Annotated in this window: 17 protein-coding genes; 9 read left to right on the top strand and 8 right to left on the bottom strand. The window is 63.7% G+C overall.

Going from position 1 to position 21,940, the window contains the following annotated elements:
• Nucleotides 1-79 precede the first annotated feature (79 nt).
• The 4 genes from ggpS to AC3AYF_RS05365 form a co-directional block, all read right to left on the bottom strand.
• A complete protein-coding gene (gene ggpS, locus AC3AYF_RS05380; RefSeq protein ID WP_295036023.1) occupies nt 80-2,359 on the bottom strand; it encodes a glucosylglycerol-phosphate synthase in 2,280 nt (759 codons plus the stop codon).
• Nucleotides 2,360-2,501: 142 nt separating this feature from the next.
• Nucleotides 2,502-3,797 carry an MFS transporter gene (locus AC3AYF_RS05375; protein WP_487779484.1) on the bottom strand — a complete coding sequence of 432 codons (1,296 nt, stop codon included), beginning with the start codon at nt 3,795-3,797 and terminating at the stop codon, nt 2,502-2,504.
• 208 nt (nt 3,798-4,005) lie between these two features.
• A complete protein-coding gene (gene lplAB, locus AC3AYF_RS05370) occupies nt 4,006-5,085 on the bottom strand; it encodes a lipoate-protein ligase LplAB (RefSeq protein WP_295036025.1) in 1,080 nt (359 codons plus the stop codon).
• Between the two features lie 112 nt (nt 5,086-5,197).
• Nucleotides 5,198-5,440, bottom strand: a complete 243-nt coding sequence (locus tag AC3AYF_RS05365) for a DUF1127 domain-containing protein (protein ID WP_295036026.1) — start codon at nt 5,438-5,440, stop codon at nt 5,198-5,200.
• Nucleotides 5,441-5,634: 194 nt separating this feature from the next.
• Here AC3AYF_RS05365 and AC3AYF_RS05360 point away from each other — a divergent pair, with 194 nt between their 5' ends.
• Nucleotides 5,635-7,071: an aminotransferase-like domain-containing protein gene (locus AC3AYF_RS05360; RefSeq protein WP_295036027.1), complete on the top strand. Its 1,437-nt coding sequence runs from the start codon at nt 5,635-5,637 to the stop codon at nt 7,069-7,071.
• Between the two features lie 93 nt (nt 7,072-7,164).
• On the opposite strand, the gene mnmE is transcribed toward AC3AYF_RS05360, so the two are convergent.
• From mnmE to rpmH, 4 genes are all read right to left on the bottom strand, one after another.
• Nucleotides 7,165-8,556 (bottom strand): tRNA uridine-5-carboxymethylaminomethyl(34) synthesis GTPase MnmE, encoded by a 1,392-nt coding sequence (mnmE, locus tag AC3AYF_RS05355; RefSeq protein WP_295036028.1) that lies wholly within the window; start codon nt 8,554-8,556, stop codon nt 7,165-7,167.
• Between the two features lie 144 nt (nt 8,557-8,700).
• Complete coding sequence (yidC, locus tag AC3AYF_RS05350) at nt 8,701-10,389, bottom strand: membrane protein insertase YidC (protein WP_295036029.1); 1,689 nt, start codon at nt 10,387-10,389, stop codon at nt 8,701-8,703.
• Nucleotides 10,390-10,494: 105 nt separating this feature from the next.
• Entirely contained in the window at nt 10,495-10,878 is a 384-nt protein-coding gene (gene rnpA, locus AC3AYF_RS05345) for a ribonuclease P protein component (protein WP_295036030.1), read from the bottom strand.
• 11 nt (nt 10,879-10,889) lie between these two features.
• Nucleotides 10,890-11,024 (bottom strand): 50S ribosomal protein L34, encoded by a 135-nt coding sequence (gene rpmH / locus AC3AYF_RS05340; RefSeq protein ID WP_019019264.1) that lies wholly within the window; start codon nt 11,022-11,024, stop codon nt 10,890-10,892.
• Between the two features lie 609 nt (nt 11,025-11,633).
• On the opposite strand from rpmH, the gene dnaA reads away from it, so the two are divergent.
• The 8 genes from dnaA to AC3AYF_RS05300 form a co-directional block, all read left to right on the top strand.
• The gene (dnaA, locus tag AC3AYF_RS05335) at nt 11,634-13,112 is read left to right on the top strand and encodes a chromosomal replication initiator protein DnaA (protein ID WP_295036031.1); all 1,479 of its coding nucleotides are present in this window, start codon (nt 11,634-11,636) and stop codon (nt 13,110-13,112) included.
• Between the two features lie 167 nt (nt 13,113-13,279).
• Nucleotides 13,280-14,383, top strand: a complete 1,104-nt coding sequence (gene dnaN / locus AC3AYF_RS05330) for a DNA polymerase III subunit beta (protein ID WP_487779483.1) — start codon at nt 13,280-13,282, stop codon at nt 14,381-14,383.
• Nucleotides 14,384-14,603: 220 nt separating this feature from the next.
• Nucleotides 14,604-15,689, top strand: a complete 1,086-nt coding sequence (gene recF, locus AC3AYF_RS05325) for a DNA replication/repair protein RecF (RefSeq protein WP_295036033.1) — start codon at nt 14,604-14,606, stop codon at nt 15,687-15,689.
• A 19-nt stretch (nt 15,690-15,708) separates the two neighbouring features.
• On the top strand, nt 15,709-18,123 hold the full coding sequence (gene gyrB, locus AC3AYF_RS05320; RefSeq protein WP_295036034.1) for a DNA topoisomerase (ATP-hydrolyzing) subunit B: 2,415 nt from the start codon (nt 15,709-15,711) through the stop codon (nt 18,121-18,123).
• Nucleotides 18,124-18,567: 444 nt separating this feature from the next.
• Nucleotides 18,568-19,860: an ABC transporter substrate-binding protein gene (locus AC3AYF_RS05315; RefSeq protein ID WP_487779482.1), complete on the top strand. Its 1,293-nt coding sequence runs from the start codon at nt 18,568-18,570 to the stop codon at nt 19,858-19,860.
• A 54-nt stretch (nt 19,861-19,914) separates the two neighbouring features.
• Nucleotides 19,915-20,820, top strand: a complete 906-nt coding sequence (locus AC3AYF_RS05310) for a carbohydrate ABC transporter permease (protein ID WP_149435089.1) — start codon at nt 19,915-19,917, stop codon at nt 20,818-20,820.
• Complete coding sequence (locus AC3AYF_RS05305) at nt 20,817-21,692, top strand: carbohydrate ABC transporter permease (protein WP_487779481.1); 876 nt, start codon at nt 20,817-20,819, stop codon at nt 21,690-21,692. The genes AC3AYF_RS05310 and AC3AYF_RS05305 overlap by 4 nt, the downstream gene beginning before the upstream one ends.
• Nucleotides 21,693-21,699: 7 nt before the next feature.
• The coding region (locus AC3AYF_RS05300) for an ATP-binding cassette domain-containing protein (RefSeq protein WP_295036037.1) at nt 21,700-21,940 on the top strand (241 nt) is incomplete at its 3' end.

The following is a 21,940-nucleotide window of genomic DNA, read 5'->3' as shown; positions in this document are numbered from 1 at the left end:
GTAGCCCGTAGCCCGTAGCCCGTAGCCCGTAGCCCGTAGCCCGTAGCCCGTAGCCTCTACCTCTAGCCTCCCTAGCCCGTCAGACCAGATCGGTGGTGGGATTGGCCGGGCTTTCGGTGCCTTCGGGTTCCTGGCCCTGGATGGCGGCGATGAATTCGTCGCCCCAGCGTCGGATGTCGTTGTAGCTGACGATGTCGTTCAACTGGCGCAGGCGTGCCTCCGCTTCCGCGCGAGGCAGGTTCAGGGCCAGATAGCAGGTCCGGGCCAGATCGTGAAGGTCGTGCGGGTTGGTCAGGATCGCGCCCTTCAACTCCGCCGCCGCGCCGGCGAACTCCGACAGCACCAGCACGCCGCAGCCCTGGGTCATGCCCTGGGTGGCGGCGAACTCCTTGGCGACCAGGTTGAGGCCGTCACGCAGCGGCGTTATCCACATCACGTCGGCCATGGCGTACCAGGCGACGACCTCCTCGAACGGGAACCCGCGGAAGTAGAACTGGACCGGCGTCCAGCCCACGTCGGCGAAGCGACCGTTGATATGACCGATGGTCTGCTCGATCTGGGTCTGCAACTCGTTGTAGATGGTCATCTCGCGTGCGGCGGGCACGCAGATGCTGACTAGGGTGACCTTGCCGCGCAGCTCGGGATTCTCGTCGAGCAGGAGTTCGTAGGCCTGGAGCTTTTCGAGAATGCCCTTGGTGTAATCGAGCCGTTCGACCGACAGGATCAGCTTGACGCCCTCGAACTCCTGCCGCAGTTCGGCCATGCGCGAACTGGCGCCCTCCTGGTCGAGGGCGTTCCTGATCCGGTTGAGATCCAGCCCCACCGGGTGCGCGCCGAGCCGCACCACGCGCGAGCCGGTATCGACCGCCGTGGTCATGGTCTCGAGTCCCACCGCGCAGCCGTAGGTCAGGAAGCGCGGCGCGCAGCCCTGGCGGGACAGCGTGGTCAGCGGGACGACACCGCGGGCGACGTCGACGAAGTTCTCGACCTGGCGCGGAATGTGAAAGGCGACATAGTCGCACTGCAACAGGCTGCCGATGATTTCGCGGCGCCACGGCAGCACGTTGAACACGTCCGCCGAAGGAAAATAGGTGTGATGGAAGAAGGCGATACGCAGATCGGGACGCATCTCGCGAAGATAGGCCGGCACCATCCACAGGTTGTAATCGTGAATCCAGATCAGCGCGCCCTCGGCGGCCTCCTCGGCGGTGCGTTCGGCGAAGGCGCGGTTGACCTCGCAGTAGACTTCCCAATCGTCCTCGCGGAAATGCGCACGCTCCCAGAAGGTATGCAAGGTCGGCCAGAAGGCCTCCTTGGAGAAGCGCTTGTAGAAGGTGTCGACCTGGACCTTGGTCAGCGGGACGCGGGCAGCCGTCAGCAGCGGGTACTGCTTGGCATCGACGCTGGTGTGGGTGACGAACTTCTCCTCGTCCTCCTCCTCGTAGATCGACCACGCGATCCACGACCCGCGCTGGTCGGCGAAGAAGCTCAACAGCGTCGGGATGATGCCGTTGGGCGAGGTCGGACGGCGGCGCTGGATCTTGCCGTCGACCCGGTACTCCTCGTAAGGCAGGCGGTGGTAGACCATCACCAGCTCGGCCTTGCCGGTCTGGGTGTCGTCGCGGCGGTTCTCCGCCGCCACGCCGTGGGCGCCGAGAAAGCCGAAGTGGGCAAACGCTTCGATGATGCCGGCGCAGCCGGTGTTCTCGGCGTGCATCACCCGCGTCTGGTTCTGGGTCCGTTCGAGCAGCTTGGGTTCGGATCCGCCGACGCAGACGGATTTGAAACCGGCGGTGAGCATGGCGAGATCGTTCATGGTATCGCCGGCCACCAGCACTTCCTCTTCGTCGATCCCGAGCCATTCGACCAGCTTGCGCAGGCTGCTGCCCTTGTTGACGCCTTTCGGCAGGAAATCGAGATAGCGCTCGGCCGAGTAGAGCATCTCGCAGTCCAGTTCCCGGGCCAGGGCGACCAGGGCCTCGTCCGTGGCCCGCTCGGGCGGGCAGTAATAGGAGCAGCGCCGCAGCTGCGGTTCGTCCTGGCGCACCACGTCGGGAAAGCGTTGCATCGCGCTGGCGATCCGGGATTCGCCGGGCCAGCGGGAGTCGATCTCGTTCTGCAGCGGCTGGATCGGTTGCAGGCTGTCACCCAGATAGAGGCTGGCGCCGACATCGGCGACGATGTAGTCCGGCTGTGGCAGCGTCGGGTCGGACAGCAGCGGCAGGATCGCTTCCAGGCTGCGGCCGCTGATGTAGGCCAGCTCGATGTCCGGGTGCGCGGCGATGGTCTGGTAGAGGCTCAGGCGGGCTTCGGAGTCGCCGCCCAGAAAGGTGCCGTCGAGATCGGTTGCAAGTAGCATGTTTTCCTCCTGTCCGGCCTCTGAGGACCGGGACGATTTTCCCTGCGCGAGCGGTCCGCGCGTTCGTCGAGTGACGTTGGCCAGGGGCTGTTGCCGTTTCGGCGCGGCCGTGCAGGCAACGGCGACAGGCCCTGGATTCGGGTCAAGTCTTGCCGGCCATCTCGACGATTCGCTGGCGTTCGTGCTCTTCGTAGAAACTGGGGTCGGCGAACAGATCCTTCTGTACGTCGTCGTACATCATCTCCAGGGCTTGGCTGCTGGTGGGTGTCATGGGTTCGAAATGGGCCGTATCGCCGCTGACCAGCACCGAGACACGACGTCGGCGATAGATGGCGTAGCCCGCGAGCATCGCCATGACGGCGGCGATATAGAGCGGCAATCCCTGATTGCCGACGTTATGCATGATCACCCCGGCCAGAATCGGCGCGACGGCACTGCCGGCACCTTGTACCACCAGCATATCAGCTGAACCGGCGACGATTTCGTCGGGATGCAGCTGATCGATCAACTGGGCCACGGCGATCGGGTAGATCGAGAACGACAGCCCGCCCCAGATGAAATATAGCCCGAGTAGCGCCATCTGGTTGGGGGCGAAGGGCATGGCGGCAGCGGCGATCGCAGCCAGGATCACCACACAGGTCATGACCCGGGGGCGATCATGGGTATCGGAGAAGCGGCCGATCGGTATCTGCAGCAGGGCGCCGCCGACGATGGCGCAGCTCATCACCACGCCGACCCCGGCGACGTCAAAGCCGACACTGCGCGCATACACCGGTGTCATCGTCCAGAAAGCCCCCATCGCCAGGCCGGACATCATCGAGGCGGCAACGGCCAGCGGGGCGAATCCCAACAGCGCCTTGAGGCTGCTCTTGGGGCGGGCGGGGATGACGGGCTGGCTGCGCTTGGTGATCGTGATCGGCAACAGCGCCCAACTGATCAGGATCGACGTCAGCGCGAACAGCAGAAAGCCGTCCGGGCTATCCAGGCGCAGGATCTGCTGGGCGATGGCCAGCGCCCCCAGATTGACCACCATGTAGATCGCGAAGACCCGGCCCCGCTGGTGGCTGGCAGCCTGGCTGTTGAGCCAGCTTTCGATCACCGTCATCAGGGTGATGAAGGAGAGCCCATAGATCACCCGCAGGCCCAGCCACACCCAGGGGTTGATGAATATCAGGTGAAGCAGCGCAGCTGAGGCGCAGAGCCCGGCACAGAAGGCGAAGGTACGGATGTGACCCATGCGTTTGATCAGCCGGCCGCTGATCCAGGTGCCGCCGATGAAGCCGATGAAGTAGCCGGACATGATGAGGCCGATCAGGCTGGTCGAAAAGCCTTCGTCGGCGCCACGCAGTGTCAACAGGGTATTGATCAGACCGTTGCCGAGCAGCAGTAGCGCCACGCTCCCCAGCAACGCACGAATGGGTCGCAGTAACGACCACATAGCCTTCTCCTTGCCATCGCTCCAATCAATCCATGCAGTAAGCGTGCCGAAGGGGCGGACGATTGCAAAAATCGTCATTATTATAAGATGATATTATCGAATCACGACCACAACCATAACCGAAGTTATTCGATGCTGTGCACTCCCAGGGTGCACAATGGCTGACCCGATTCAGCTTAGCAGTCGTGGGCGAAACCGCCTTGTTGCGTCAGGGAACGCGTCGCAACCAGGTAGCGCTGGAGAATTTGTCGTTGGCCAGGGCATTTGCCCGTTCCAGCTCGTCCGGGGTGAGTGACGCCGGCACCAGGGTAAAGCGCGCGGCGAACGAGTCGATCATGCGCTGGATGATCGTCTCGCGCTCGAGACCGGTCTGGCGCCTGAGCGGATCGACCCGCTTGCCAGCACTGGCGGTGCCCTTGTCGGAGAGTTTCTCGCGCCCGATCCGCAGCACGCGGGTCAGTTTGTCGGCATCGATGTCGTAGGCCATGGTGACGTGATGCAGAACGGCGCCATTGATCCGTTTCTGGGCGGCGCCGGCGATCTTGCCGCCCGGGGAGGTGATGTCGTTGATCGGCACGTACCAGGCCTTGATGCCCATGTCGCCCAGCGCCTGGATCACCCAGTCGTCGAGAAAGGCGTAGCTTTCGACGAAGGTGAGCCCCTGGACGAGGGTTTCCGGTACGATCAGCGACCAGGTGATGGTGTTGCCCGGCTCGACGAACATGGCACCGCCGCCGCTGATGCGCCTGACCACCTCGATGCCCTCGGCCGCCGCCGCATCGCTGTCGACCTCGTTGGCCAGCGACTGGAACACGCCGATGATGATGGCGGCGCGGTCCCACTCCCAGACGCGCAGTGTCGGGCCGCGGCGGCCCTCGGCCACCTCGCGGGCCAGCACCTCGTCCAGCGCCATGTGCAGCAGCGGCGATTCCGGCGCGCGGTGAATCAGGCCGAATTGGTGATCCTGCCAGTCCGAGGTCCGCAAGAGTGCGCGTCGTATCACGGTGGCGATGGCCGGCACGGAGAGCCCGACCATCTCGGTCTGCGGTGGCAGCGCGGATTGGATCGTGGCGATCAGGGTGTCGGCAGCGGCATCGACCGGGGCGCCCTCGAGGGCGCGGTCGATCGCTTCCAGCGCGGTGTCGGGTTCGAGGAAGAAATCCCCGGACAGCTGCACCGACGCCAGTCGCCCGTCGCGGACCGTGACATCCGCCACCAGCAGTTTCCCGCCCGGCACCTTGTACTCGCCGTGCCGAATCCCCTCGTCGCCGTTGACCACTTCCGACATCGTCTCGCCTCGTCCTGAACGTTCGCAGTGCGGCCAGTATAGCGCTCGCTGGTGGCCGGACGTGCCGATCGAGGGCGGGAAGGCGCGTTATTCATACGAGCGCTTGCAGGACTCAGCGCCAGAAGGCTTGACGGACCTCTCTATCGACCTGGGCTCGCGTCAATCCGATATCCGCCAGCTGTCGTGCATCCAGTTGTGCCAGCTGCTGACGCGTTCGCCAGCGCTGCCAAGGGCCCAGGCGATAGCTGCGACGTTCGACGGACGGTGGCATGTCTGGACAGACGCTCGAGGAGGACCGTGTCGGCTTCCAGCGGCTGAAGGTCAGGGAGAGTGAGGAGAGAAGGGCAAGGCGCATGGGACGACTCCCGGTCGCTGAACGATGGGTTCAGGTTACGGTGGGGGAGGCCATGCCATACAGATCCAGAAAAATACGAGATCAAAGATACAGAAACCCGATAAGGTCATCTGTATGCCCGACTTCGCCGTCATCTGTATCGTGAAGCGACGGTCATGAGCATACACAATGAGGAAAAAGCCCCCGGAGGTTCCATGCACCGCTACGAACGACTGGCCGATCATCTGCGCGAGCGTATCCAGACGGGCTATTACCGACCCGCCGATCGGTTGCCCTCGGTCCGGGCGCTGGCGGCTTCGCATGGCGTCAGCCTATCCACCGTGCAGCACGCCTACCACCAGTTGGAAGATGCCCAACTGATCGAGGCGCGACCCAAGTCGGGCTACTTCGTCTCGCCGCAGCGGGAGCGGCCGCTCCCGCCACCGGCCGGTCGAACGGCGCAGCGGCCAGTGGAAGTCTCTCAGTGGGAGCAGGTCCGTGAGGGCACCTGCGTGCTGCCGGATGCCAGCATGCACAATCTGGGCCGCGGGATGCCGGACATCGATGCGCCGACGCTCAAGCCGCTGCTGCGGGCGCTGTCCCGCGTCAGCCGGCGTCAGGATCTGATCGGGCTCAACTACGATACGCTGCATGGCCGCCCCGAACTGCGCGAGCAGATCGCGCGACTCGCGACCGGTCACGGCTGCCGGCTGCACCCCGACGACATCGTGGTCACCACCGGCTGTCACGAGGCGATCTCGATCGCCATGCGCGCGGTGTGCGAGCCCGGCGGCATCATCGCGGTGGATTCGCCGAGCTTCTATGGTGCGCTGCAGTCGATTCGCGCCTACGGCATGAAGGCGATGGAGATCCCCACCGATCCCGACACCGGGATCAGCCTGGAGGCGCTGGAGCTGGCCCTGGAGCAGTGGCCGATCCGCGCCATCCAGGTGACGCCGACCTGCAACAATCCGCTGGGCTATACGCTGTCGCTCGAACGCAAGCGAGCGCTCTACGCCCTGGCGCAGCGCTTCGATGTGGCGATCATCGAAGACGACGTCTACGGCGATCTCAGCTACGCCTTTCCACGGCCGGCGACGATCAAGTCGTTCGACGAGGATGGTCGGGTGCTGTTGTGCAGTTCGTTTTCCAAGACCCTGGCCCCGGGGCTGCGCATCGGTTGGATCGTGCCTGGCCGCTATCACGAGCGGGCGCTGCACATGAAGTACGTCGGTACCGGCGCCACCGCCACCCACGGGCAGATGGCGGTGGCGGAGTTCATCCGCGAGGGGCACCACGATCCGCACCTGCGCCGGATGCGGGCCCAGTATCAGCGCAATCGCAACCTGATGCTGGACGTGATCGCCGACGCCTTTCCGGCCTCGACCCGGGTCAGCTACCCGGCCGGGGGCTTCATGCTATGGCTGCAGTGCGAGGGGGATATCGACACCGTCGCGCTCAACGAGCGGCTGATGGCGGAGGAGATTCGTATCGCCCCCGGTGTGATGTTCTCCGCCACCGGCAAGTACCGTCACTGCTTGCGTCTCAACCACGCCGTGTTCGACGTCGCGATCGCCCGGGCGGTGGCGCGGGTAGGTGAAATGGTGGGCGAGCAGGCGAGCGAGGGGTGCCGACCCAGGCGCCTGGCCTGAGACATCTGGCCCGGCCGCTGGCGAAAATCCCGGTAAGCCTATTCGGCTCAAAAAATGAGCCATATATGGCCTCCATTCGGCTCACTTGCCGTTTTACTTGCCGATGCAGAAGCTGCCGAAGATTTCGCCGAGCAGGTCGTCGGCGGTGAACTCGCCGGTGATCTCGTTGAGCGACTGCTGGGCGTCGCGCAGATCCTCGGCCAGCAGTTCGCCGGCGGCGGCGCCCTCGAGCTGGGCAGTGCCGTTGGCCAGTGCCTGGGCCGCCCGTTCGAGAGCGTCGAGATGGCGTCGGCGGGCGGAGAAGCGGCCTTCGGTGGTGGCGTCGAAGCCCATCACCGCCTTGAGATGCGCTTTCAGGTTATCCACACCTGCACCGGTCTCCGCCGAGATTCGGATCACCGGAGGCGTTGTGGACAAGTCGACGTCGCTGCCTTCGCCGCTCTGATCGATCTTGTTGCGCACCAGGGTCAATCGGCCGGGGTCGGGCAGGCGCTCGACGAATTCCGGCCAGATCTTCACGGGGTCGAGCGACGCCGTCTCGCGTCCGTCGACCAGCAGCAGCACCCGATCCGCCTTCTCGATCTCCGCCCAGGCGCGCTGGACGCCGATCCTTTCCACGGCATCCGGCGTGTCGCGCAGGCCGGCGGTATCGATCACGTGCAGTGGCATGCCGTCGAGATGGATATGCTCGCGCAGCACATCGCGGGTGGTTCCCTCGATCTCGGTGACGATGGCGCTGTCGCGCTCGGTGAGCCGGTTGAGCAGGCTCGACTTGCCGGCGTTGGGTCGCCCGGCGATCACCACGTTCATGCCCTCGCGCATCAGCGAACCCTGATTGGCGGCGGCACGGACGGTTTCCAGCGTCTGGCGCAGCGTTGCCAGCCTGGCGGCGACCACGCCGTCGGCGAGGAAGTCGATCTCCTCCTCGGGGAAGTCGATGGCGGCTTCGACGTAGAGACGCAGCTGGATCAACTCGCTGACCAGCTGCGAGACGCGCTGCGAGAATTCGCCCTGTAGCGAACGCAGCGCATTTTCCGCCGCGGCCCGTGAGCTGGCGTCGATCAGGTCGGCGATCGCCTCGGCCTGGGCCAGGTCGAGCTTGTCGTTGAGGAAGGCGCGCTCCGAGAATTCGCCCGGCCGGGCCAGCCGTGCGCCCAGTTGCACGCAGCGCTCCAGCAGCATGTCCATCAGTACCGGACCGCCGTGGCCCTGAAGCTCCAGCACGTCCTCGCCGGTGAAGGAGTGGGGGCCGGGGAAGTAGAGGGCGATGCCTTCGTCGATGACGCTACCATCGCCGTGGAACGGCCCGTAATGAGCGTAACGCGGCGTCGGATGATGCCCGAGAATGCGCTCCGCCAGGGCCTTTGCCGACGGCCCCGAAACGCGGACGATGCCGACGCCGCCGCGCCCGGGCGGCGTGGCCAGGGCCGCGATGGTGTCCTGGCGGTAGAGCGGCGCGTTGGTGGAGGGGGGCGGCGCGTTCATGAGCTTCTCCGAGAATCGATGTCGTGGCCGACTTGGCAGGCATTGTCCGGGGGCGCTCCGTGGAATGCCAGCGCTGAAAAGCCAGATCCTGAAACGCCAGACCCCCGCCGGGGCGGGGGTCTGGAGGTGCGGGGGAGATCCGTGTCAGCCCTTGGCTTTCACGGCCTTGCCGTTGCCGGCATCCTCCTTGAGCACCTTGTTGGTGATGAACCACTGCTGCAGGATCGAAATCGAGTTGTTCACGATCCAGTAGATCACCAGGCCGGCCGGGAACCACAGGAAGAAGAAGGTGAAGACGACCGGCAGCATCTTCATGATCTTCGCCTGCATCGGGTCCGGCGGGGTCGGATTCAGGAACTGCTGCAACAGCATGGTGCCGCCCATGATGATCGGCAGGATGAAGTACGGGTCCTTGGCCGAGAGATCGTTGATCCACAGCATGAACGGCGCGTGGCGTAGTTCGACCGACTCCATCAGCATCCAGTAGAGCGCGATGAACACCGGCATCTGAATGACCATCGGCAGGCAGCCTCCCAGAGGATTGATCTTCTCCTTCTGGTAGAACTTCATCATCTCCTGCGACATGCGCTGGCGATCGTCGCCGTACTGCTCCTTGAGCCGTTTCATCTCCGGGCCCATCTTGCGCATCCGCGCCATCGACTTGTAGGCCTTGGCGGCGAGCGGGAACAGCACGATCTTGACGCAGACGGTCAGCAGGACGATGGACCAGCCCCAGTTGCCGATCAGGCCATGGATCTTCTCCAGCAGCCAGAACAGCGGGTTGGCCAGGAACCACAGCCAGCCGAAATCGACGGTCAGCTCCAGGTTCGGTGCCACCGCCTCGAGACGGTCCTGGACCTTCGGGCCCACGAACAGGGTGGCGGCGAGCGTCGCCTGCTGGCCGGGTTCGATGGTCCGGTTGGGTCCGGCAAAGGCGGCGACGGTGCGGTCGCGATTGTCGACGTTGCCGTAGTAGAGGTTCTGCTGGTCGGGATTCGGCACCCAGGCGGAGGTGAAGTAGTGCTGGATCATCGCGACCCAGCCACCTTTCACGTCGCGGTTCTGGAAGTTGCCCTTGCGGATATCCTCGAAGTCGACCTTGCTGTACTTCTCGTCCGGCGAGGAGAACGCGGCGCCCAGGAACGAGTGCATGCCGACGCCCTGGCCGCTGGTTGGGTCGGGACTCTGATCGCGGGCCAACTGGCCGATGAAGCGGGCGGTGACCGGTTGCTGGCTCTCGTTGTCGATCAGGTATTCGACCTTGACCGCGTAGTCGTCACGCTTGATGACGAAGCGCTTGACGATATCGACGCCGTTGACGCTGCCATGCAGGTCCACATTGATCGAGTCTTCACCTTCGCTGAGCTGGTAGCTGTTCTGGTCGGCGGTGAACGGGATCCGGCCGGAGTGGCCCTCGATCTGCAGCCCCGACTTGGCCACGTAGCTGCGCACGTTGTTGTCGCTGAGCAGAACGAAGGGCGTGTCGGAGTCGAGCGCCTGGTCATGACCGAACAGCGCGGCGTAGACGATATCGCCGCCGTTGGGATTGATGCGCAGGTCCAGCACGTCGCTCTGAACCTGGATCAGGTTGCTGCCTTTGGCCGGATCGGCGCCGGCAGGCATGTCGTCCTGGATCGGCTTGGCATTGCCGCTGCTGTCCGTCGGCGCGGACAGGGCGCTGCCCTCGCCGTCATCGCCGTTACCCGATGAAGCGGCCATCTCCGGCGCCGGGTTGTTCACGACGTGCTGACCGTAGTCCTGATTCCACTGCATGATCAGCAGGTAGGCCAGCACGGCCAACGGAATCACGAAAAGGAGTCGTTTCAAATCCATATAGGGGTCTGCCCGGTAAGGGAATGGGTCGGTGGGCGCCGGGCATCGGCGATCGACCGGCGAAGTACGCCGGTGCTCCCCGGCCTTTGGCGCGGGGATGTCCGATCAGGAAGACGAAACGTCTTGACGCATCTGGCGAGCGGACTTCTCCAGGCGTCGCCACATGCCATCGAGCTGGCGGGCGACGCTGGCGTTGTCCAGCTCATTTACCCCTCGTCGCGCGAGTATGACGATATCCACTGCCGGTAAACGATGCTGTTGATGGCGAATGGACTCGCGCACGAGGCGCTTGAGACGATTGCGGTCGACGGCACGGCGCACGTTCTTCTTGCTGAAGATCAACCCGATCCGTGGATGGCCCAACGCGTTGGGTCGGGCCAACGCCAGCAATCCTTTACCATGGACCTTGTAGGGAGCGTGGTCGAAGACGTGCTTGTAGTCCCCGGCATTCAGCAACCGCAGTTGCCGGGGAAAACGCTGATCGGACACCCGGCGTCCGATCAGGCGCTCAGGCGTTTGCGGCCTTTGGCACGGCGACGGGCAATGACCTGGCGGCCGTTCTTGGTGGCCATGCGGGCGCGAAAACCGTGGACGCGCTTACGCTTCAGAACGCTGGGCTGGAAGGTGCGTTTCATAGCTGCTGATTCCCAATTAGTTGATTTCTAAAGAAAACTGGTTGAAGCGGGATGCCCGACGCGTTTGCGGGAAGCGGGCTCACTCGACTCAAGAGCGGGAATTCTAGTGAATCCGCGGTTCGGGTGCAATTTTTCCGTGAATTATCCACACCCCGTTGTGAGTGAATCCCCGACCGTCGCGCCTCTGGCTGGAGCGCGGTGACGTGGGCGGGCATCGACGATTTCCGTGGCGATGCCGGCCACCGGATCCGGGAGTGAGATCGAAGTTCCTCGAGAGTGTCAATCACACCATGTGGTTAACGGTGGGGATAACCTTTGTGGATAACCCTATTAAACCATTATATTTCATTGAGTTGATATGATTTTCAGGTTGTGGGGAAGTTGCGCACGACCCGTGCATAGAGTGAGGATCGCCAGCCGGGCGGCGAGCTCGTTCCTACCCCTTTTTCCACGTCAATTACCCTGGCCATCCACAGCATTGGCTGCCATGCGAGGTAACTTATCCACAATCGTTGGAAAGTCGACTTCGTGTGGATAACCTGACAGGCCGACGCTACAATGTGCGGCCGTTTTTTCCATTCTCTTTCTCTCAACGTTCGGTGAGGTCGTGTGTCTGTCGCTCTCTGGCAACAATGTCTGAACTCGCTGCAGGATGAGTTGAGCTCTCAGCAATTCAACACCTGGATTCGTCCTCTGCAGGCGGAGGACGGCGACGTGGACGAACTCTGTCTGCTGGCCCCCAATCGCTTCGTCCGTGATTGGGTCAGCGACAAGTACCTGAAGCGGATCAACGAACTGTTGCGCGAAGTTGCCTCCAGCAGCAAGCCTCCCAAGGTCCACCTGACGGTGGGGAGCCGGCGGGCCGCAGCGGTGTCGCCGCGAGACCTGGGGGCGCCGGTTTCCGCCCCGAGTCGCCAGCCTCAGCGATCCACGGCGCCGGGGGTACAGACGAGCCCGCGCTCGAACGAGGCGGCCGAGGAGAAGCAGCTCGATCGAACGCGTGAGCGCGAGGAGGGCGGGCGACGCAGCAACGAGCGCCAGGTGCAGGTCGAGGGGAGTCTCAAGCACGGCAGCGGACTCAATCCCAACTTCACCTTCGAAACCTTCGTCGAGGGCAAGTCGAACCAGCTGGCGCGGGCCGCCTCGCGTCAGGTCTCCGAGAACCCCGGCGGGGCCTACAATCCACTGTTCCTCTACGGAGGCGTGGGGCTGGGCAAGACCCACCTGATGCATGCCGTGGGCAACCATCTCGCGGGTCTCAGGGACAACGCCAAGGTGGTCTATCTCCACTCGGAGCGCTTCGTCGCCGACATGGTCAAGGCGCTGCAGCTCAACGCGATCAATGATTTCAAGCGTTTCTATCGTAGCGTCGATGCGCTGCTGATCGACGATATCCAGTTCTTTGCCGGCAAGGAGCGCTCCCAGGAGGAGTTCTTCCACACGTTCAACGCCTTGCTGGAAGGCGGGCAGCAGATGATCCTGACCTCGGATCGCTATCCCAAGGAGATCAGCGGCGTCGAGGAGCGGCTGAAGTCGCGCTTCGGCTGGGGGCTGACGGTGGCGATCGAGCCGCCGGAACTCGAAACCCGAGTGGCGATACTGATGAAGAAGGCGGATCAGGCCGAGGTCGATCTGCCCCACGATGCGGCGTTCTTCATCGCCCAGAAGATCCGCTCCAACGTGCGCGAGCTGGAAGGGGCGCTCAAGAAGGTGATCGCCGACTCCCACTTCATGGGCAAGCCGATCACCCAGGATTTCATCCGCGAGTCGCTCAAGGATCTGCTGGCGCTGCAGGACAAGCAGGTCGGGATCGAGAACATCCAGCGTACGGTGGCGGAGTACTACAAGATCAAGCTGGCCGACCTGCTCTCCAAACGCCGCTCACGCTCGGTGGCGCGGCCGCGCCAGGTGGCGATGGCGCTGGCCAAGGAGCTGACCAACCACAGCTTGCCCGAGATCGGCGACGCCTTCGGCGGCCGCGACCACACGACGGTGCTGCACGCCTGTCGCAAGGTCGTGGCGCTCAAGGAAGAGAGCGCGGATATCCGCGAGGACTACAAGAATCTGATGCGATTGCTGACCAGTTGAGTCGACGTGTGGCGAATTCCCTGGCCGCGGGGATTGCTAGCGACGCCCGGCACGGCAAGAATGGGACGGCGCGGCCCGACGGTTTTCCTCGTCCGTCCCATGACTCAAAGCGATCCACCGGTTACCGGATTCAACTTCAGGCTTATTGAACCAACAACGGAGCCCCAATGAAATTTTCCATCTCTCGCGAAGCCCTGCTGCGCCCGCTGACGCTGGTGGCCGGGGTGGTCGAGCGCCGCCAGACGCTGCCGGTGCTCTCCAATGTGCTGATCGAAGTCCAGAACGAACAACTGGCATTGACCGGTACCGATCTCGAGGTGGAATTGATCGGCCGTGCCACGCCGGCGCTGGTGGACGAGCCAGGCTCCGTCACGGTGCCCGCGCGCAAGCTGATGGATATCTGCAAGTCGCTGCCGGACCAGTCCGACATCAGCTTCTCGCTGGAGGACGGCCGCGTCGTGCTGCGCGCCGGGCGTTCGCGCTTTACGCTCTCCACGCTGCCGGTGGCCGAATTCCCCAATATCGAAGACGGTCAGAACGACACCACGCTGTCGCTGCCGCGCGGCACGCTGAAGTATCTGATCGATGCGACCTCGTTCGCCATGGCCCAGCAGGACGTGCGCTACTACCTCAACGGCATGCTGCTGGAGCTGGCCAACCACCTGGTGCGCACGGTCGCCACCGACGGCCACCGCCTGGCGGTCTGCGAGCGCAGCGCCGACATCGAGATGGAGGCGTCGCGCAAGCTGATCGTGCCGCGCAAGGGCGTGCTGGAGCTGACGCGTCTGCTCGACGGCAGCGACGAGCCGGTCGAACTGATGCTGGGTTCCAACCACATCCGCGCCAACACCGGCGAGTTCACCTTCACTTCCAAGCTGGTCGACGGCAAGTTCCCCGACTACGACCGGGTCATCCCCAAGGGCGGCGACAAGGTCTTCATCGCCGAGCGCGGCGAGCTGCGCCAGAACCTGGCACGTACGGCGATCCTCTCCAACGAGAAGTACCGGGGCGTGCGCCTGCACCTCGAGGAGAACAACCGCAAGGTGATGGCCAACAATCCCGAGCAGGAAGAGGCCGAAGAGGTGGTTGGCGTGGACTACGCCGGCGATCGGCTCGAGATCGGCTTCAACGTCAGTTATCTGCAGGATGTCCTGGGGGTGATCGATGCCGATCAGATCCAGCTCAGCGTATCGGACGCCAACAGCTCGGCGCTGATGGAAGAGCCGGGCGGTGGGGATGCGCGCTACGTCGTCATGCCGATGCGCCTCTGAGTGCAGGGAAGTGGCTGCGCTCGATCATGCTTTGTTAAAAACCGGCGAACCTTGCTCACTTATACCCACATAAGCTCCGCTGGTTCGCCGATTTTTGCCGCGCCTGATCGTCGCTCGCCAACTTCTTCCATCTCGGCGGTTAAATGTTCGGGTGCTTCTTTCCACGCTGCCCGCGGTCCGGGCGTTTCCTCTCGTCTCTTGCCATGAGTTGTCACGTGCCATGCCGCTCGATCGGTTGAGTTTCCACGGCCTGCGCAATCTGGATCTCCTCGAGATGACGCCCGGGCCGCACATCAATCTGATCACCGGGCCCAACGGCAGCGGCAAGACGTCGCTGCTGGAGGGCATCCACGTGCTCGGCATGGCGCGTTCGTTCCGGACCCAGAAGCTCAAGTCGCTGATCGACCACGATGCCGACGAGGTGACGCTGTTCGGGCGGGTGGCCGGCGATCCGCCACTGCCGGTCGGGGTACGCCGCCGCCGCGATAGCGCCGAACTCGAGCTGCGGGTCAATGGCGAACGCGCCGCGCGGATCACCCAGTTGGCCGAGGCGCTGCCGCTGCAGTTGATCAACCCCGATGCCTTCCGTCTTCTCGAAGGCTCGCCGGCCGCCCGGCGCGAGTTCCTCGACTGGGGCGTGTTCCATGCAGAGCGGGAGTTCCTGGACAGCTGGAAGCGTGTCAGAAGGGCCTTGAAACATCGGAATGCCCTGCTCAGACATGATAGAATCGACGTCCAGTCGATACATGTCTGGGAGCGTGAACTCGCCCACTGGAGCGAGCGTCTGGACGGGCTGCGCGCGAGCTACATGACGCACTTCGTGCCGGTGTTCGAAGAGACCCTGGCGGCACTGCTGCCACTGCCGGATCTGACGCTGCGCTACTCGCGGGGCTGGGATCGGCAGCGCGCCCTGCTAGAGGTGTTCGAGGCCGGGCGCGATACCGATCGCCAGATGGGCTTCACCCAGCATGGACCACAGCGTGCCGACCTGCGCATCCGCGTCGGCCGCCACCCTGCGGTGGAGGTGCTGTCGCGCGGCCAGCAGAAGCTGGTGGTCAGCGCGCTGAAACTGGCCCAGGGGCGCCTGCTCGAGCAGTTGACGGGAGGCACCTGCCTTTACCTGATCGACGACCTGCCGGCGGAGCTCGACGGCGATCATCGGCGGATCTTCTGCCAGTGGTTGGAGCGGCTCAACTGTCAGGTCTTCATCACCAGCGTTGATCGCGAGGCGCTGGCCGACGTCTGGCAGCCACAAACGGATGTCGTGGCATCGAAACTGGCCGGCGGGCGGCTGCATTCGGAATGATTTCACCATGGAGTGAGCAATGAGCGAACAGGCCTACGATTCATCGAGCATCAAGGTCCTCAAGGGATTGGACGCGGTGCGCAAGCGTCCCGGCATGTACATCGGCGATACCGATGACGGTACCGGGCTGCACCACATGGTGTTCGAGATCGTCGACAACTCCATCGACGAAGCGCTGGCCGGTCATTGCAGCGAGATCCGCATCGTCATCCATCCGGACGAGTCGGTGACCGTCTCCGACGACGGCCGCGGCATTCCCACCGACATCCACGCCGAGGGCGTCTCCGCGGCCGAGGTCATCATGACCGTGCTCCACGCCGGCGGGAAGTTCGACGACAACTCCTATAAGGTGTCCGGCGGTCTGCACGGCGTCGGGGTCTCGGTGGTCAATGCGCTTTCGGAACAGCTCAAGCTGACCATCTGGCGCAACAACCAGGTTCACGAACAGATCTATCACCACGGCGTGCCGCAGGCGCCGCTGACCGTGGTCGGCGATACCGAGAAGTCCGGTACCCAGATCAGCTTCAAGCCGTCCAGCGACACCTTCGCCAATATCGAGTTCCATTACGACATTCTCGCCAAGCGCCTGCGCGAGCTGTCGTTCCTGAACTCCGGCGTCGCCATCCGGCTGGTCGACGAGCGCGACGGTCGCGAGGAGCTGTTCCACTATGAAGGTGGCCTCAAGGCGTTCGTCGATCACCTCAACACCAATCGCACCACGATCAACCCGGTCTTTCACTTCGAGATCCAGCGCGAAGACGGTATCGCCGTGGAAGTGGCGATGCAGTGGAACGACACCTTCACCGAGAACGTGTTCTGCTACACCAACAATATCCCGCAGCGTGACGGCGGCACCCACATGGCGGGCTTCCGCGCGGCGCTGACGCGCACCCTCAATAGTTACATCGAGGCGGAAGATATCCAGAAGAAGGCCAAGGTGGCGACCGCCGGCGACGATGCCCGCGAAGGTCTCACCGCGATCATCTCGGTCAAGGTGCCGGATCCCAAGTTCTCGTCGCAGACCAAGGACAAGCTGGTCTCTTCCGAGGTGAAGACAGCGGTGGATCAGGAACTGAGCCGTCAGTTCTCCGACTACCTGATCGAGCATCCCAACGAGGCCAAGGCGATCGTCAGCAAGATGATCGACGCCGCCCGAGCCCGCGAAGCCGCCCGCAAGGCCCGCGACATGACGCGGCGCAAGGGCGCGCTGGATATCGCAGGGCTCCCCGGCAAGCTGGCCGACTGCCAGGAGAAGGACCCCGGCCTCTCCGAACTCTACCTGGTGGAGGGCGACTCCGCCGGCGGCAGCGCCAAGCAGGGTCGCGATCGCCGCACCCAGGCGATCCTGCCGCTGAAGGGCAAGATTCTCAACGTCGAGAAGGCGCGCTTCGACAAGATGCTCTCTTCCGCCGAAGTGGGCACCCTGATCACCGCACTGGGCTGCGGCATCGGGCGCGAGGAGTTCAACCCGGACAAGCTGCGTTACCACTCGATCATCATCATGACCGATGCCGACGTCGACGGCTCGCATATCCGCACGCTGCTGCTGACCTTCTTCTTCCGCCAGATGCCGGAGCTGATCGAGCGCGGCCACGTCTTCATCGCCCAGCCGCCGCTCTACAAGATCAAGCGCGGCAAGCAGGAGATGTACCTGAAGGACGAGCAGGCGATGACCGACTACCTCACCACCACGGCGCTGGATGGCGGGCGGCTCTACGTCAACGCGGACTCGCCGGGAATCGCGGGCGAGAACCTGGAAGCGCTGGTCAATCAGTATCGTGACGTGATGAAGCGCATCGACCGGCTGTCGCGGGTCTATCCCAACGCCGTGCTGCGCAAGATGGTCCACGCGGCCAAGCTCGACGAAACCAATCTCGACGACCGCGCCACCATGCAGAACTGGATCGATGAGCTCCAGGTGGCGATGGACTCGCTGATCGCCCATGAGGGCGGTCCGCGCTATACCTTCCAGCTGCAGGAAGACACCGAGCGCGGCCTGTGGATGCCGAGCGTGTCGCTCACCGCCCACGGTGTCACCACCGACTACGTGTGGGGTATCGACTTCTTCCGCAGCGCCGACTATCGCGCGCTGGCCAACCTGGGCGAGACCCTGGACGGCCTGATCGAAGAGGGCGCCTATATCGCCCGCGGCGAGCGCCAGAAGCCGATCGACAACTTCTACGACGCGCTGGAGTGGCTGATGCTGGAAGCGCAACGCGGGCTCAGCATCCAGCGCTACAAGGGGCTGGGGGAGATGAACCCGGACCAGCTGTGGGAAACCACCATGGATCCAGGTTCACGGCGTATGCTGCGGGTCTCCATCGAGGATGCCGTCGCCGCCGACCAGATGTTCAACACCCTGATGGGTGACGAGGTCGAACCGCGTCGCGATTTCATCGAGCGCTTCGCGCTGGTGGCCAATCTGGATATCTAGGGCCTGTTCACACGATACGTCGCGGCCGCTTGGGATAATGTGAACAGGCCCTAAGCTCTGTCTGAAAAATGCCTGCGCTCAACCATCGCAGTCCTGTCGAATCAGCGGCTCATCCTTCGGGATGGGCCGTTTTTTTATCTCCCTGGCGCGGTCGCTGTCTCCCCGGATATGGATCGGCCGCGACATCGGCCAGTCGCGGTATAGCGCATTGGTCGATACGACTTAGGGTTGAGAGCCCAAGCCTCCCCACCCGTAAACCGCACCACCATGCGCGGTGGCGTCGGGCAGCGGGGCTCGATGCGGCCAGGTGTGCGTCCATGGTTGTATTGTTAGGCAAAAGCGGTTGGGCAATAGTCGCGATCACCCCACCAAGACATCGAATAAAGTGGGCCGTTTCGTAAAAGAACGAGATACCGCTCCCCAACAAGAAGAGGAATCGAAGGGATGCACGCCAATCGAAACAAGACCGTCATGAATTGCCTGGGACTGGCTCTGCTGCCATTTGCGTTGGCGCTGCCGACGAGTGTGCTGGCTGCCGATACCGCCGCCAACGGCGAGGTCGAGGTGCTCAACTGGTGGACCTCGGGCAGCGAGGCCAAGGCGCTGGGCGCGCTCAAGGATGGGCTGTCGGATCAGGGGATCGGCTGGAAGAACATGCCGGTGGCGGGCGGCGCCGGCACCAACGCCATGGCCGTGCTGCGCTCGCGCATCACCTCGGGCAATCCGCCGACGGCGGCCCAGGTGCTCGGCTACGATGCCCAGGACTGGGCCGAACGCGACGCCTTGAGTTCGCTCGACGAGGTCGCCGAGGCGGGCAAGTGGGACGAGGTCTTCCCGCAACCGCTGCAGGAGTTCGCCAAGTACGATGGCCACTGGATCGGGGCGCCGTTCGAGATCCATTCGACCAACTGGGTCTGGGCCAACAAGTCGTTGATGGATGAGCTGGATATCGAGCAGCCCAGGACCTGGGAGGATTTCATCGCCTCGCTGAAGAAGGCCAAGGACGCGGGCTACACCGGCCTGGCCTATGGCGGCCAGCCATGGCAGGACACCACGGTGTTCGAGAACGTGGTGCTCGCCACCGGGGGCGCCGACTTCTACCGTAAGGCGATGATCGACCTGGATCCCGAGGCGCTGAACTCCACCACCATGGCCCAGGCGTTCGACCACCTGCGCGAGCTGTTGAAGTACAAGGATGACAACTCGCCCGGCCGCGACTGGAACCTGGCCACGGCGATGGTCATCAACGGCAAGGCGCTCTACCAGATCATGGGCGACTGGGCGAAAGGCGAGTTCCTCAATGCCAATCTCGAGCCGGGCAAGGACTTCATGTGCTTCCGCACCCCGGGCACCCAGGACGCCGTGACCTTCAACAGCGACCTGATGATCATGTTCGATACCGATGACGCCCAGCAGCAGCAGATGCAGCAGGCCATGGCCACGATCATCGGCTCGCCCGAGTTCCAGATCGCCTTCAGCCAGATCAAGGGCTCGGTGCCGGCGCGCATGGATCTCTCCGCCGACAAGCTGGACGCCTGCGCCCAGCGCGGTTACGAGCAGGTCAAGGCCGCGGCCGAGAACCACACGCTGATGGGCAGCATGGCGCACGGCTATGCCGCGCCGGCGTCGGTCAAGAACGCCGTCTTCGACATCATCTCCTCCTTCGTCAACAGCGACATGCCCAGCGACGTCGCCGCCGAGCAGCTGGCGATGGCGGTGCAGGGCGCAACGTCCTGATGATCGGCCCCGCCGTCAGGCGGGGCGTCTCGTTCACGAGCCGAGAGTGATGTGATGTCCAATGCTTCTCCGGAGCGGGACGGCGGAGCGCGGGAGCGCCTGCAGCGCTGGCTACCCAAGCTGGTGCTGTCGCCTTCCTGCGTTCTGGTCCTGTTCTTCGTCTATGGCTTCATCGCCTGGACCAGCTACATCTCGTTCAGCGACTCCGGCATGATGCCGGACTACACCTGGGTCGGCTTGCACCAGTGGTCGCGGTTGTGGACCTCCTGGACCTGGGGGATCGCGCTGCACAACATCTGGGTCTTCGGGCTTCTGTATATCGTCAGTTGCATCGTGCTGGGCCTGATACTGGCGATCCTGCTCGACCAGCGGATCCGGGCCGAAGGCGTGCTTCGCACCATCTATCTCTACCCGATGGCGCTCTCCTTCATCGTCACCGGCACCGCCTGGCAGTGGTTTCTCAACCCCGGGTTGGGGCTGGAGAAGACCATGCACGACCTGGGCTGGCAGAGCTTCAGCTTCAACTGGCTGATCGATTCCAACATGGCGATCTACACCGTGGTGATCGCTGCGGTCTGGCAGGCCACCGGCTTCGTCATGGCGATGTTCCTGGCGGGGTTGCGCGGCATCGACGGCGAGATGATCAAGGCCGCCCAGATCGACGGCGCCCCGGCCTGGAAGATCTACGCACGGATCATCATCCCCCAGCTTCGACCAGTCTTCCTGAGCGCGGTCGTGGTGCTGGCGCACCTGGCGATCAAGAGCTTCGACCTGATCGTGGCGATGACCGGTGGCGGGCCGGGCAATGCCACCGCGGTGCCGGCGACCTTCATGTACTCCTACGCCTTTTCGCGCAACGAAATGGGCATCGCCGCGGCCAGCGCGGTGTTCATGCTGGCGGTGATCGCCGCGCTGATCATCCCCTATCTCTACTCCGAGCTGCGGGAGCCCCGATCATGAGTGCCGCTTCCCCCACCGCACGCCGGGGTCTCGCGACCCCGGCCGTGCTCTACGCGATCCTGGCGCTGTTTGCGATCGCCTATCTGATGCCGCTCTACGTGATGCTGACCACGTCGTTCAAGACGCTGGAGGAGATCCATCAGGGCAACATGCTGGCGCTACCCGGCCAGTGGACCCTGGATCCCTGGCGGGAAGCCTGGGGCAGCGCCTGCATCGGTCTCGAGTGCAACGGCGTGCACGGCTACTTCTTCAACAGCATCAAGATCGTGGTGCCGGCGGTGCTGATCTCCGGGCTGCTGGGCGCGTTCAACGGCTACGTGCTGACCAAGTGGAAGTTTCGCGGCCACAAGATCGTGTTCGGCCTAATGCTGTTCAGCTGCTTCATCCCGTTCCAGATCATTCTGTTGCCGATGGCCCGTGTGCTGGGGATTCTGCATCTGGCCAACAGCACCGGTGGGCTGGTGCTGGTCCACATCGTCTACGGCATCGGGTTCACCACACTGTTCTTCCGTAACTTCTACGCCAGTTTTCCGGATGAACTGGTACGGGCGGCGCAGCTCGATGGCGCCGGCTTCTTCACCATCTTCTTCCGGATCCTGCTGCCGGCCTCGGTGCCGATCATCGTGGTCACCATCATCTGGCAGTTCACCAACGTCTGGAACGACTTCCTGTTCGGCGTCTCGTTCGCGTCCGGCGACAGCGCGCCGATCACGGTGGCACTCAACAATCTGGTCAACAGCTCCACCGGGGTGAAGGCCTATAACGTCAACATGGCGGCAGCGATGGGGGCGGCGGTGCCGACGCTCATCGTCTATATCCTCGCGGGCAAGTATTTCCTGCGCGGGTTGATGTCGGGATCGGTCAAGGGCTGAGGATCACATGAGCTTTCTGCATATCAACAACGTTCACAAGCGCTTCGGCGAGACCCATGTCCTGAAGGGCATCGACATCGCGATCGAGCAGGGCGATTTTCTGGTACTGGTGGGGCCGTCGGGCTGCGGCAAGTCGACACTTTTGAACATGATCGCCGGACTCGACTCGATCAGCGAGGGCGAGCTGCTGCTCGACGGCCGCTGCATCAACGACGTGCACCCCACCCGGCGCGATATCGCCATGGTGT

The sequence above is a fragment of the Salinicola sp. genome (assembly GCF_982684285.1).
Note: the sequence above shows the minus strand (reverse complement) of the source record. Positions and strands in the feature narration are given on the sequence as shown.